The organism is Asticcacaulis sp. SL142 (assembly GCF_026625745.1).
Classification (GTDB): Bacteria; Pseudomonadota; Alphaproteobacteria; order Caulobacterales; family Caulobacteraceae; genus Asticcacaulis.
In genome coordinates this window covers 3,124,304-3,137,292 of record NZ_CP113061.1, presented here as the reverse complement: position 1 = coordinate 3,137,292, position 12,989 = coordinate 3,124,304, and the positions used below count along the sequence as shown (strand labels likewise).

Sequence of the window (12,989 nt, the reverse complement as noted above, 5' to 3'; positions counted from 1 at the left end):
AAATTACTTCTGCTTCCAGCTACCGGAGGCGTCTTTGTAATACTCACCGGCCTTCATTTTCGGCATAATGACGCTGGAGAAGGTCGCAGCCCCGGCGGCCGCGACCGGTACATTGTTCTTGGCGGCGGCTTCGGCATAGACCTTGGCGCGACCGGCATTGATTTCCTCAACCGCGGCCTTGGTGGCGGCATCACCGGATTTGACAAAACCCAGATAGCCGTCGGACTGTTCACCCACAACCCCGGCAGCCTTGGCGGCATCAACGGTGGCTTTAGCGGCGGCCTGCGCAAATACCGGCGCAGGCGACGCCATGTTGATCGCCACACCTGCGGCCATCATACCTGTGGCGGCCATCATCGCCGCCGTAACGGAAAACACTGTTTTTTTCATGATAGGTCTCACTTTGAAGGGCGCGAAATTAGAAAAGGTTCGGGTTTTGCTGGACCAGCGCCTTGGCGTCTTCGTCAAGGCTGATGCGGACATCGTGGTCAAGCTTGGCATAGATCGAAATCGGGGCGACCTCGACCCGAACAGTCGGGACGCAGGCGGCAAACACCGGTGCGGCCAGCACCAGTAATGCGAGAGGCTTTAGGCCTTTGTGGGTCATGGCGATTACTCCTTAGTCAAAGGCTCTCGGCCTTATCATGAATGTCTTATATGATTTGCAGTCTGAACCCAAGCTGAACAAAAAGTGCTCAAGGAGCGGAGTGTGTAGTACATAAATCGTTAATCGCCCTCCTCCCCATTCCATGGGGAGGTGCCGAGCTTGTCGAGGCGGAGGGGTACCTTACTACGGCCAGTAATACCCCTCCGTCTACTCACTACGTTCGCATCCACCTCCCCATGGAATGGGGAGGAGAAAATAGGACAAACGCCAAACCCTACGCCTTACTTCAATCCCGCCTTTTGCGCCTCAAACGCCATCAGGTCATCCAGCACCTGATCGAGGTTCAGCGTCATATCGAGATTAAGATCAACCCCGGTATCGGACGGCAGGTTTATCGGCTTATCAAACAAGCGTCCGCGCAGCACATCCGCATAGCTTACGCGCGCTTCCTGTTTTTTGGGCGGGTCATATCGGCCCTTGATCTTGAAATTGAACCCGAGACGGCCGTTTTCAAGGCTGTTGATCGTGGCCGACATATCGCTGTAGGCCATGTTTTCCAGCGCCTGATAGGCCATGCCTTCGACCACTTTTGAGGCATCAGCGGGCGACGGCGCAATCTCCTGCGGCGCATCGGTCGTCACGCCACCCGATGAGGCCACACCCTGCAAGGCGGCGCGTTGGATCGACAGGCGCCCCGGCCCGTCGCCTTTCAGTTCGCCTTGCGCAAAGTGGACACGGTTGCCGTTGATTTCAAATGGCATACGGCCCGTGACCGTGCCTTCAAATTTCATGTCGCGGCCCAGATCGGTGGCAGCGATAATCTTACCGAAATCAAGCTGCTCAAAGGTCAAAGCACCCTTGATCGGCACATTCTCAGCCAGCGGCACATCCATGGGCTCAAGGCCAAACTGACCGCCCGGAGATTGTGCCGTTGCCGCCGCCAGCGACAGGTGATCGCCCAGGAACTGCACCGAGGTATTGATGTCGGTCAGCGGCACGGCGGTCGTCAGCGAGGCCACACTGAGGATCTGCCCCGGCGGGGTCATCAGGGGCGACAGGCTGGTGAATTCGATATCGCCGCGTAGGTCTTGTGCCTTGCCCAGCGGCCCTTCAAAATCGATATCGTTCAGGCGCAGACGGCCTTGGCTGATCGGCGTACCCGTGCGCGACCAGTCAAAGCGGCCATCAAAGGTGGCCGAGCCCATCACATTCTTGGTGGCAACCGTGGCCACCTGCGGGGTCAGGTCAATCGGTTGCAGGCCCTCTGGCGCAAACACCATGTCACCGGTGCTGATCAGGGCATAGCCTGAGTCGGATCGCGCATCCTGCACGATGTCGATGCGCGCCAGATCACCGGGGGCACGTTCGCGCACCACCGGATTAAGCGGCTTGACCCCCAGCCGTCCGGTCATGCGGACGGCGTCCTGATCCAGCTTACCCGCCACCGTCACCGGATTAAAGCGGGTCTTGGCCGCCGTATCATGGGCTTCAGCCGCTGCCACGGTTATGCGGAACCCGGCACCATTGGCCGCGCCCGATTTGGTCGAAAAGGCGTTGAACCGGCCCTTGGCATTGGCCACGCGCGCTTCATAATCCGGCGCGTTCAATTTCAGATCATCAAAGGCCCCGGCCGACTGCCACTGACCGTTTTCCATCGTGAGGATCGGCGCTTCGGTAGCACAAATATTCGCCGTAAGCCCTTCCAGCCGCCCGCCGATGTCCGAGCGCGCCGCGCTAAACGGCATACAGTCATCCAGCACAAAGCTGGTGCGCCCGCCCGCCACAGTGAACCGGCCACTGGCCTTGGTTTGCGCTGCTGTCACCGGGGCGAAGTTGAATTTGGCATCCGCCGCCAGTTTGCCGCTCAGCTCGCCACCGGCCCCAAAGCCCATATCACTGAGGAAGGCATTCACTTCGGGCAGGTCTTCACCCTCAAGCTTTACCCCAAAGGCCGCGCGATCCGCACTGGCCATCAGAGCCCGCGCCCCATCCGGCGTCAGGGTCAGCTTGCCGCCCGAAGCCGGGGTGATGGTAATCGGGGTTTTGGTGCGGACATCAAAGGCCGCGGGCTTGCCCGCCGCGCCATCCAGCTTGATAGTGATATCATTGGCCTCAAGGCTAAAGGCCTGCGCTGCGGCCTGCAGCGCAAGGACCGCATCAGACTTAATCGGGGCCACCGGCACCTGCGGCGTATCGAGGTTAACCGGCTCAGGATAGACCACGGCCTGAAGATCTTTGCGACGCGTCTGCGCCATCTCGTCCAGCCCTCGATAGCTGCCGTGACGGCTGTTGAGGCTGGTCTTAATCGCCGCCGTCCATGCCGAAGACGCGTTTGCAGCGGCGCCATTGAGTCCGGCCTCGGCCTTGGCATTGCCGCTCACCGTCATATTGACCCGGTCGAGCGACAGGTCAGCCGCCGCCATGCGCCCGGCATAGGCTGTACCCTTAAAGCTGATGTCAGATTCGGTCCCCGCCATATGCAGGGCCACTTTTTCAAGGTCGGCGCGGGCATTACTGACCTCAATCCCGTCCTGACGGTAAAGGCCGATGCGCGCCTGCAACGGCCCGTCGATCCAAACGTGAGCGCCACCTTGATCGGGGTTCTCAGCCGTCGGCGTTTTGGACGAATGGGCGAAACTAAGATTTAGGCTTGCGGCATCCAGATAGACATCGCGCCCGAACATCGCCCCTTGCGTGACCGACTGTGCCCGCCCCTGAAAGCGCGACTGGCCCTCAAGGCGGGTTTCATCGCGCTCAAAACTCAAGGCCGCCAGAATAGACGCATCAGCGGTTACGCCGGTCAAGGCCGCAGCACCGGTGTTCAGTTCATCCGCCGCCACCTTCATGTGCGTTTCTAACGGGCCTGAAAACTCCGCCAGCGGTGAGGCCTTGAGGTTGGCCGCCTGCTCTAGCTGGCGATACGGCAGGTTGGAGGTCAGCTCCAGCCGCACGCCTTTGAGGCGGGTCACAGTCCCCGCCTTATCCGGCTTCATCTCCCAGGCATCGGCGACAAATTTGCCTGCGACCTTAAGGCCTTCACCGACCGAGCGGGCCTTGATAAAGCCGTCGCGTAAACTGCCCTCCCCCAGCGGCCCGCTCAGACGGGTCGAGGGGATGTTGAGATTAAGCGCCTGCAACCGTCCGGCCTGCATCTGGACGCGGCCCGTAGCGTTGATGGTGCCGTAGTCGGTCTTAAGCCGCACCACCGCATTTTCAATCAGGACTTCGCCGGGGGCCTCGCCCTTATTGGACGGCGACGACAATATGCTCTGGATCAGCGGATCAAGCGAACCAAAGTCCAGCCCCTTAGAGGTCAGCGCCAGGGCGATTTCGGGCTTGGTCAGGTGGATGCGCTTAAAGCGCGCCATCGGCTGACCCTGACCGGCAAACAGGTTCAGGTCGTAATCGATGCGGAAATCATTGAGGATCACATCCGGCGACGTCGCCTTGCCCAACCGGATCGAGCCTTCGGCATGGTCAAGCCCCAGACGCCCGATCTTAAGTTCGGAATCTATCTGCTGCGACCGTAGCCAGCCTTGGGCGATTTCGCGGGCGATTTCCTTGCGGGCCACGACGGCAGCAACGCCAATGGCCGCGACCCCGCACAAGGTCAGCCCGATGATTTTCCCGGCCTTACTGGCCCCGGATTTGGGCGGGCGACCGCTGCCGTTACCTTTTTTGGCTTTCTTTCCCGGCCTGCCCTTTTCGCCGCCACCGGCCTTGGCATCGCCACTGACCACGCGCGAAAACGTCCCCAGCGTCGAGGTGCGCACCGGGAACATCAATTCATCGTTTTGATCAGCGGTCGGATCAGTGGGCGTCAAGAGGCGGGCTCAAACTAAAAGGGAAACAATGGCGGTCGAAAAATGTGAAGACGACGCAAAAAATAATTTGATCATCATCAATAGGTCATTATGGCACATATATTGGTAAAAATTATGGACACATCACCGCATTTCGCACAAGAGGCGCGAATTTCCTGCAAACCCTTGCCGGAAATGATCGCCATTGGCGAATTCTTTGCCGTTTCGTTATAAATTTTAAATGCTTAAAGCATCAGTTATCAACAGATCGGTGCTCAGCACCCAAAGCCCCCGCACTATGCGTATACCCTTTTTTAACAAAATTTAAGGGCGATCTTAATCTTAATCGGCTAAAAAGCGCCCTTCGTTGTTGCCTTCGCGACTGCGGTATGCTTGATCTTAACCCTTCCTTTTGGGCCTCACTTTGGCCCTATTTCGACGTAAACAGGATGGCACGGAAATTGTAGCTGAGTTTTCAAGCTTCACGACTCAGGCTTTTTCGCTCATAAAGAGCGTCTGTAATGAGACAGATCCGTATATCCGCACGACTATAACCTTTAAGACTACCGGGCCCTTATGGGTTCATCTGTAAGTTTTAGTATCGTTTGTCTTTATTTAGTGTTTGACGGGGACTGATGGCTCAACTCGATCCACGCCGACAGCCAGTACGCTTAACGCCCATGGTCTTTGCGACCGTGGCGGCCCTCACGGTGGGCACCTTGATCTGGCGCGTTTTTCAGCCGACACCGGGCATATTGCCGGGTATGGCCCTTGATCCGGGCGCTGTTATGGCGCTGGAAACCGAAGCCTATGCGGTGGCGTCTGCACGACCCGGCTTTGACCAGCCGGAGCAGGTCTCCATTCTGGTCCGCTCAGGTGAGACCCTCTCGCAAGCGATTGCCCGCACCGGTGTCGCCCCTGCGGATGCTCAGGCGGCCGTTAATCTGCTGTCGCAAGCCTTTGATGTCGTCAATGTCCGCGCGGGCATGTCCATTCAGGCCGCGATTGCCAAACCGGCCCTCGGCTCTGGCCAACCCGCCCAGCTTTTGGGCCTGACGACCCGCACCGGCCCTGCCAAGCAACTGACCCTGACCACCAGCCATGACGGCGCCATGCGCCTGCGGGTGCTGGAAGAAAACGTGCGCGATGAACGCCGCGTGGCCATCGGCACCATCGACGGCTCCCTGTTTACGTCGGCGGCAGCCCTTGGGGCCACGCCAGCCGTCACCAACAATGTCATGAAGCTGTTCGCCCATAAGCTCGATTTCGAGCGCGACATCAAGGCGGGTGACACCTTTAAGCTGATCTTCGACCGTAAGGTGACTGAGAGCGGTCGCACCGTAGAGACGGGTAAGCTTTTGTACGCCGAAATCGAAGCCAAGGGCGGCATCAACCGCTTCTACAGCTTTCAGCGCGCGGGCGAAAAAGAGCCGCAGTATTTCGATGAAACGGGCAAGAACATTCGTGGCTTCCTGCTGGCCACGCCGGTTGACGGGGCGCGCACCTCATCAGGGTTTGGCGTGCGCCGCCACCCGGTTCTGGGCTTTATGAAGATGCACACCGGCGTTGACTTTGCTGCCGGTTCCGGCACCCCGATCGTCGCCGCCGGTGACGGTGTGGTTCAGGACGCCAAGTGGTGGGGCGGTTATGGCCGCTGGGTTCGCGTTCGCCACACCGGCGACTGGCAAACCGGCTACGCCCACATGTCGCGCATTGCCGTGCAACCGGGCCAGCGCGTCAAGCAGGGCCAGATCATCGGCTATGTCGGCTCGACCGGCCGTTCCACCGGCCCGCACCTGCACTTCGAAGTGTGGTACAAGAACCGTCCGATCAACCCCAAGGATGCCAAGGTTCCGCAAGGCACGATTCTGGGCGGCAAAGAGCTTCAGGCCTTCATGGCGCGCAAGCGTGAAATCGACACCATGATCGCCATGGCCGACATAAAGCGCGGCGACGAAAAGCAGGCTCTGGCCATGAACAGCCCGGCAAAATCCGCGCCTGTAGCCGCAGCCCCTGCACCCGTCACTCTGGTCAGCCATGAACGCGCCCAGGAACGCACTAAGACCTATGCCGCGCTCAAACCGGCCCTGTCGTCGACCCGCGGGATGAATTAAGCCGCGAAATCGTTTTAACGTAATAGGATTTTTAGTTCCTTTGGTTTTAGTCTAAGGCATCATATGTCTGGCTATTAACCAAGGGAGCTGCGCGGTGTTTAATGTCTCCGAGAAAATCAGCGAATTAAAATCCTCGATCCTCTACATCGTGTTTCTGGCGGGCAGTTTGCTGATCGGGCTGACCTGGCTGAGCATCGGCCTTTATAACGCGCTCAAGCTGTGGATCGGCACGCCGTGGAGTTCGTTTGTTCTGGCCCTGATCATGCTGGTGCCGGTGATCATACATCTGCTGATCAAAGCCTTTTCGCCTGATCGCCCTACCAAAGCCAACACCTTAAGCAGTCAAGCCCGCCCCGCCGTCGATCCGTCCGGCGCATTACTATCCCAGATTATGGGCGCAGTAGCCGGTCAATCGACGCTGATTGTCACGGTGGTAACCCTGCTGGCCAGCTTTATCGCTGTGCGCTTTCCGTCGTTTCTGGGGATGTTTGCGCAGGTGGTCACGGCCTTTGTCGACGACATGAAACTGCGCCCTACGGCTGCCGCCACACCACCCCGCAAACCCCGCCGAAAAACCGCTGAAACTGAAGAATAGCTCCGAATTGTAAATCGTGAGATTTGAGTCAGATAATAGCCGACAAGGGAAGCAGGTACACTTAAGTACCTGCGAACCGCAGACTGCGTATTAGCTGGCCAAAGACCGCGATTTACCAGGGGCGAAAGTGTTTGGAGAGCTTCAGCCCCTGCCCCTGATAGTGAGAACCGCGCTGACCATACAGTTCTGCCGGACGCGCGATCAGCGGCTCATAGACCAGCCGCGCCACGGTCTGCTCATCTTCCAGCAGGAACGGCGTTTCGTGACAGCGCACCTCCAGCACCCCGCGCGAACCGGCAGCCGCAGCCTCCTCCGTGCCAAAGCCCGGATCGAAGAAACCGGCATAGTGGACGCGAAATTCCCCGACACTGGGGTCGATCGGCAGCATTTCGGCAGCTTCCATGACCGGGATCACGACGGCGGTTTTGGACGCCAATATGTAGAACTCACCCGGATCGAGCAGAAGCTGGCCCTTGTTCTGGTACAGCGGTTCCCAAAAGTCGCGCGGATCGTGGCCATCGACATTATCAAGGTCGATCACCCCGGCGTGCCTGCGGGCGCGGTAGCCGACGAGATCACCGGTCAGATCGACACCACAGTCGGAGGTATAGAGCTTAGGCACCGTCCCGCGCTTAACCCGAAGCTGGTTCAGGCGCGTGCCGGTGCGGGCCAAAACGGAGAAGGTTTGCGGCGCGATTTCAACATAGATCGGGCCACTATAGCCTTCGCGAACGTCATCAAAGGCATCGGAATAGTCTGACAGCAGGCGCACAAATACGTCACAACGGCCGGTCGAGGATTTCGGATTGGCGCGCGCGCTTAAGCCCTGCGGCAGGTTCAGGCTTTCCTGTAGCTCGGCAATATAAACGCAGCCGGCTTCAAACACCGCCCCCTTAGACAAGTCCATCTCATGCATGACAACATCGCTGAGGCGCTCAACGACCGTGCGTTTACGCGGCAGGTAGGACGCCCGCACCCGCCAGGCGCGCGCCCCCAGCCGCAGGTCGATACTGGCGGGTTGAATCTGATCGCCATCAAGGGCTGAGGCGCTTAGGACAACGCCCTGATCAACAAGTACGGATAGGTTTTGCAGGGGCAGTATGCCGTGGGCGGCAGGCGTAAGCGTCATGGGTGTCTCAACTTTATGGGGGGCTTGTTTACGACATTTTTGGGGACACGCAAACCGAAGTTTAAAACCAAATGCGCAATGACGGTCTTTAAATCATCCCCGAAGCTGTTTAGATTGAGGTCATGATCTATGAAGCCGTCAGTCAGGGCATCCGCATCAGCGTCGAGGTGGAATATATCCCGCCCGAAGACGACCTTCCCGCGACGTCGCGGCGACAGCGGGCCTATGTATGGGCCTATCACATCATCATCGACAATGAACGCGGCGACCGGGTGCAGCTTAAGACCCGTCACTGGACGATTATGGACGGGCTGGGCCGGGTTGAGATTGTCGAAGGCGACGGGGTGGTCGGTCAGCAACCGATACTGGAACCGCAGGAAAGCTATAGCTACTCCTCCGGCTGCCCGCTGCCGACGCCGTCAGGGTCGATGAGCGGCTATTATATGTTTGAGGACGAGAACGGCAAACCGCTCAAGGTCACGATACCTACCTTCTCGCTCGACCTGCCCGAAGCCCGCCGGATACTTAACTAAACGGCATCCTGAATTAAAAAACCCCACTGTTACCAGCGGGGCTTTGAATCTCAATCATACCGTGACTGAGATCGTGAGATTTGAGTCTAGTGATAGCCGACAAGCGCCGCAGGTACACTAAGTACCTGCCAGCGCAGACTGCGTATCAATAGGCCAAAGACCGCGATCTCAGAGATAGCGGCGGAGTGAGCGGGACAAATCCACCCCGTCCTTTTTCTTCTTTTGCTGCGGCTGATAGGCGACGCGCGAATGTTCGACGCAGTAAGGAATACCGTCATCGGCCCTACGGCCGCAGAAGGTGAATTCATCAGAGGACGGATCGCCGATCGGCCACTTGCACATCTTGGCGCCGAGGGTCAGTACGGTGGCCGTGCCAGGGCCTTCCACCAGCGGAACGATAGGCAAAGTCGGCGCCTGACGCACGGCAACAACGGGTTCAACACGGCGGACGGGCGTTGCCTGCGCCTGCGGACGGGCGGCTTCGGGGGCGGCCGCCTGACGCGGCGGCTTGGCGGGCTTATAGAGCGGACGCGCCGGTTGCGACGGTGCCGCACGGCCCGACAGGCCCAGACGGTGCACCTTACCGATTACGGCATTGCGGGTAACGCCACCCAGTTGTTTGGCGATCTGGCTGGCGGAATGACCTTCCTGCCAGAGCTTCTTGAGTGTTTCCACGCGTTCGTCTGTCCAGCTCATATTCTAGCCTCCCATTCCCCGTGCAACAGGGGATACCAACCACAAGATATAGACCCCGACCGTAGGAAGTTCTTCCCGGCCATCTACATATCGTAAACAAATCGTTAAAAACCGCAATATTTAGTGGCGATAAGCCACAGCTCTGTCCACATGATTCTATATGTGGTGTTCGCCTGTGGATAATGCTTAACAAGATGTTAATTCCCGCAGCAGGTGATCTTTCACCTTGGGCAACAGTTTGCTAGCCGTGCTCGATTCCCGGAACTGACCGTCACGGCGTCGTGGCATCCGCTTAAGCGCAAACCTGCGGATAGTGCGTTTTTGGGCTTTGAGTCTGACGGCGATTACGCTATGAACGCATCGCCTTAGCCAGTCCGAATTTTATCAGGACCATGCGGTATATAGTGCGGGTGTAGCTCAATGGTAGAGCAGCAGCTTCCCAAGCTGACAACGAGGGTTCGATTCCCTTCACCCGCTCCAATCCCCCAAAATATTGATTTTATTAAATAAAATAATCGATTTTTTCGATTTTATGTCCCAATTTCGTGACTGTTATGTCCCAAATTTCGATGTCATTTTGCGCTTAACAATTCGCCGTGTAGCCGTTCAGGCAGCTAAACGCCCAAAGATCAGCTAATATGCTGGATCATTTGGGCGGGGGCATCTCGTAGCGGCATTAAACTGATTTATGATGGTTCTTGGTACAGCACGGGGGGCTTCAAAACCCGCCCAAACATGTAAAGCTGGTCAATGGCGCTATCCATCGCGCTTTTAGCCTCTTCTTTTGAGTCGTACCCAAACGTCAGATAAAATTCCGCGTCGTCGTCCGTCATGCTATAAAGCCTGAAACCCCAAGGCTTAAGCATACGGCGGTGGAGGATTAATTGCGTCCACATTTTGGGTACTCCGAATCAATACTAGAGTTACCAAAATATCACACGAAGCGCTAAATACGCAACAGGCGGCTTAACCTCTGAACACTGAAAAGTCGAAGCCATATCGTATCTTGAGATAGATCATCTGCTCATGAGTCAAATTCCAAAAGGTTTGATACATCTCTTCATAGATGAAGAGGCTTTGAATTTATTGAATATGCAAAACATTTTGGCGTTTTTTGCACAAATTTAGAAGATTTTCTTAAAGCCAAGGGTTGGAGTTTTTAAGAGCCCCGCCCCTTAAACCTACAAAACCTCCAGCAGTCGCTCGACCGGGCGGGCGATGACCGCGCCCTTAGAGGTCACCACGATTGGGCGCTCGACCAGCACAGGCTCCCGCACCATGGCCTCAAGGATGGCATCATCGCTGACATCCGTCGCCGTCAGGCCTAGGTCCTCGGCAGGGGTTCCCCTCGTGCGCAGAATATCACGCGCACTTACGCCCATGGTTTTCAGCAGGCCCTGCAGTTGCGGCTTAGTCCAGCCGACCCTGCCATAGTCTATGACGGTCGGTTCAATACCCTGGGCGCGGATCAGTTCAAGCGCCTTGCGTGAGGTGGAGCAGGTCGGACGGTGATAGATAGTGACTTCGATGGCCATGAAACGCTTTTCTTAAATGGTGTCTAAGCGTTTTGTTTAAGCCATGCCCGCAGTGATTCATAGGCTTCGGGCCTACCTTGCGCACCATCTTTCAGCAGAAACCCGATCATCTGTGAGAAATGCGCCATGTCGGCGCTGTAGATGATCGAGCGCCCTTCTCGGTGCGCGCTCAGAAGACCCGCGCCCGTCATGATGCTGAGGTGGGTCGAGGCGGTGTTGGCGGGCATATTGACCGCGCGCGCCACCTGACCCGCAGCTATGCCACCGGTTCCGGCGGCGACAATGACCTGATACATAGCCAGCCGCCCAGGGTGCGCCAGCGCGAAAAGATTAACTACGGCATCATCGGTGTTCATGCCGCCAAGTTTACATGAGTTTCAGCAATCAGAAAGCGAAAGACAATAAAATATTTCGTCTTTTTCGCGACTATGGAATTAAAAATCCATAAAAAACCAGAAACTTAAGCCTTAAAAGACCTCACGACGCCAGCCTGAAGGCTTCCTCGCCCATGCGCTCCAGACGCATGAAAGACGTCAGGGCCTCATCCGACATGCGCGCCAAGGTATCGATCCGGCTCGACAAGCGGGCGAACATGTCGCCGTAAGCCTGCGCCACCACGCTTTTGGAATCGCTCAGATCGCTCGGGTCAGGCAGGAACCAGTCGATGACCATCGGCGCACCCTTGAAATCCGGCCAGTGGCCGTTCTGCGGGACATGGTGCGACAGACGAAAGATGAAATCAAACACCGGCGCGTCATCGGTCACCATGGTCTCAACCGGCTTCGGCGCCAGCTTTGAGAGGGTATAGTTGATCTTTTGCAGCAGCCCCACCGCAAAGGGGCTGATCGCCCCAGCCGGCGTAATACCCGCCGAATAGGCCTCAAACCGCCCGGCCCCCAGCCGGTTCAACAGGGCTTCGGCCATGATCGACCGCGCCGAATTATGCTCACACAGGAACAAAACCTTATATGCCTGAAACCCCATGACGCCCTCACCTTTGATTATTTTGGGAACCCTTATCCCGCATAACAAGGTTACATCATCAGGTTTAGTTTAAGGTTTACAGACACGGTTAATTAAACACAAAAACGCCCGTCGGGAGGGGCCGACGGGCGCTCAGTCACCTTGCCCTGAAGCAAGGTGGTAACTTTGTTACAGTGTCGCCAGATTAAGCGGCGACGGTACCGCCGACTTCGGACGGGTCACGCAGAACGTAACCCCGGCCCCAGACGGTTTCGATATAGTGGTTGCCCGAAGCGGCCACAGCCAGCTTCTTACGCAGTTTACAGATAAACACGTCGATGATCTTAAGCTCAGGCTCGTCCATGCCGCCGTACAGGTGGTTCAGGAACATTTCTTTGGTGAGCGTCGTGCCCTTACGCAGGGACAAAAGCTCAAGCATTTCATATTCTTTGCCGGTCAGGTGAACGCGGTTGCCAGACACTTCGACCGTCTTGGCGTCCAGATTGACAATGATGTCGCCGGTCTTGATCACTGACTGGGCATGGCCCTTGGAGCGGCGGACCACAGCGTGAATACGCGCGATCATTTCGTCTTTGTGGAACGGCTTGGTCATGTAGTCATCAGCGCCGTTGCCCAGGGTCTTCACCTTGGTGTCGATTTCCGACGTGCCCGACAGGATCATGATCGGCGTATTGATCTTGCCCACGCGCAACTGGCGCAGCACTTCGACGCCCGACATATCCGGCAGCGAAAGGTCCAGCAGGATCAGGTCGTAATCGTAGATCTTACCCAGATCCACGCCCTCTTCGCCCAGATCGGTCGTGTAGACGTTAAAACCTTCCGACTTAAGCATCAATTCGATGCTCTGTGCGGTAGCACTGTCGTCCTCAATCAATAAAACTCGCATCAAGCCCCTCCGGCGTTGGGAACGAGGTCAGGGCAACATGCCCAAACCATTCGTTAACAAGCTAAAACGAAAATCCCTTAAGATTCGTTAAGCTTACCCGAATATTG

General features: G+C 57.1%; 13 protein-coding genes and 1 tRNA gene. 4 read left to right on the top strand and 10 right to left on the bottom strand.

Features of this window, described 5'->3' with window-relative positions; all coding sequences use genetic code 11:
* Window positions 1–3 precede the first annotated feature (3 nt).
* The 3 genes from OVA03_RS14320 to OVA03_RS14310 all read right to left on the bottom strand — a co-directional run bounded on the left by OVA03_RS14320 (window position 4) and on the right by OVA03_RS14310 (window position 4,431).
* Complete coding sequence (locus OVA03_RS14320) at window positions 4–390, bottom strand: YdbL family protein (protein ID WP_267525718.1); 387 nt, start codon at window positions 388–390, stop codon at window positions 4–6.
* Between the two features lie 28 nt (window positions 391–418).
* Window positions 419–607, bottom strand: coding sequence for a YnbE family lipoprotein (locus OVA03_RS14315; protein ID WP_267525717.1), 189 nt, complete (start codon window positions 605–607; stop codon window positions 419–421).
* Window positions 608–888: 281 nt separating this feature from the next.
* Window positions 889–4,431, bottom strand: a complete 3,543-nt coding sequence (locus tag OVA03_RS14310) for an intermembrane phospholipid transport protein YdbH family protein (protein ID WP_267525716.1) — start codon at window positions 4,429–4,431, stop codon at window positions 889–891.
* A 614-nt stretch (window positions 4,432–5,045) separates the two neighbouring features.
* Between OVA03_RS14310 and OVA03_RS14305 the strand changes: the two genes are divergently transcribed.
* Window positions 5,046–6,524 carry a M23 family metallopeptidase gene (locus tag OVA03_RS14305; RefSeq protein WP_267525715.1) on the top strand — a complete coding sequence of 493 codons (1,479 nt, stop codon included), beginning with the start codon at window positions 5,046–5,048 and terminating at the stop codon, window positions 6,522–6,524.
* A gap of 94 nt (window positions 6,525–6,618) precedes the next feature.
* A complete protein-coding gene (locus OVA03_RS14300) occupies window positions 6,619–7,119 on the top strand; it encodes a hypothetical protein (protein WP_267525714.1) in 501 nt (166 codons plus the stop codon).
* Between the two features lie 112 nt (window positions 7,120–7,231).
* Here OVA03_RS14300 and OVA03_RS14295 read toward each other — a convergent pair whose 3' ends face one another.
* The gene (locus tag OVA03_RS14295; RefSeq protein ID WP_267525713.1) at window positions 7,232–8,248 is read right to left on the bottom strand and encodes a 2'-deoxycytidine 5'-triphosphate deaminase; all 1,017 of its coding nucleotides are present in this window, start codon (window positions 8,246–8,248) and stop codon (window positions 7,232–7,234) included.
* Window positions 8,249–8,370: 122 nt separating this feature from the next.
* Here OVA03_RS14295 and apaG point away from each other — a divergent pair, with 122 nt between their 5' ends.
* Window positions 8,371–8,781 (top strand): Co2+/Mg2+ efflux protein ApaG, encoded by a 411-nt coding sequence (apaG, locus tag OVA03_RS14290; protein ID WP_267525712.1) that lies wholly within the window; start codon window positions 8,371–8,373, stop codon window positions 8,779–8,781.
* Between the two features lie 168 nt (window positions 8,782–8,949).
* Here apaG and OVA03_RS14285 read toward each other — a convergent pair whose 3' ends face one another.
* A complete protein-coding gene (locus tag OVA03_RS14285; RefSeq protein WP_267525711.1) occupies window positions 8,950–9,477 on the bottom strand; it encodes a GcrA family cell cycle regulator in 528 nt (175 codons plus the stop codon).
* A gap of 406 nt (window positions 9,478–9,883) precedes the next feature.
* On the opposite strand from OVA03_RS14285, the gene OVA03_RS14280 reads away from it, so the two are divergent.
* Window positions 9,884–9,957: transfer RNA gene (locus OVA03_RS14280), tRNA-Gly, on the top strand.
* Window positions 9,958–10,163: 206 nt separating this feature from the next.
* Here OVA03_RS14280 and OVA03_RS14275 read toward each other — a convergent pair.
* From OVA03_RS14275 to ctrA, 5 genes are all read right to left on the bottom strand, one after another.
* Window positions 10,164–10,310, bottom strand: coding sequence for a hypothetical protein (locus OVA03_RS14275; protein WP_267525710.1), 147 nt, complete (start codon window positions 10,308–10,310; stop codon window positions 10,164–10,166).
* A 348-nt stretch (window positions 10,311–10,658) separates the two neighbouring features.
* A complete protein-coding gene (gene arsC, locus OVA03_RS14270; protein ID WP_267525709.1) occupies window positions 10,659–11,012 on the bottom strand; it encodes an arsenate reductase (glutaredoxin) in 354 nt (117 codons plus the stop codon).
* Window positions 11,013–11,035: 23 nt separating this feature from the next.
* A complete protein-coding gene (locus OVA03_RS14265; RefSeq protein WP_267525708.1) occupies window positions 11,036–11,368 on the bottom strand; it encodes an ArsR/SmtB family transcription factor in 333 nt (110 codons plus the stop codon).
* Window positions 11,369–11,489: 121 nt separating this feature from the next.
* On the bottom strand, window positions 11,490–11,996 hold the full coding sequence (locus OVA03_RS14260) for an arsenate reductase ArsC (RefSeq protein WP_267525707.1): 507 nt from the start codon (window positions 11,994–11,996) through the stop codon (window positions 11,490–11,492).
* A gap of 184 nt (window positions 11,997–12,180) precedes the next feature.
* Window positions 12,181–12,882: a response regulator transcription factor CtrA gene (ctrA, locus tag OVA03_RS14255; protein ID WP_189484345.1), complete on the bottom strand. Its 702-nt coding sequence runs from the start codon at window positions 12,880–12,882 to the stop codon at window positions 12,181–12,183.
* Window positions 12,883–12,989: the final 107 nt, after the last annotated feature.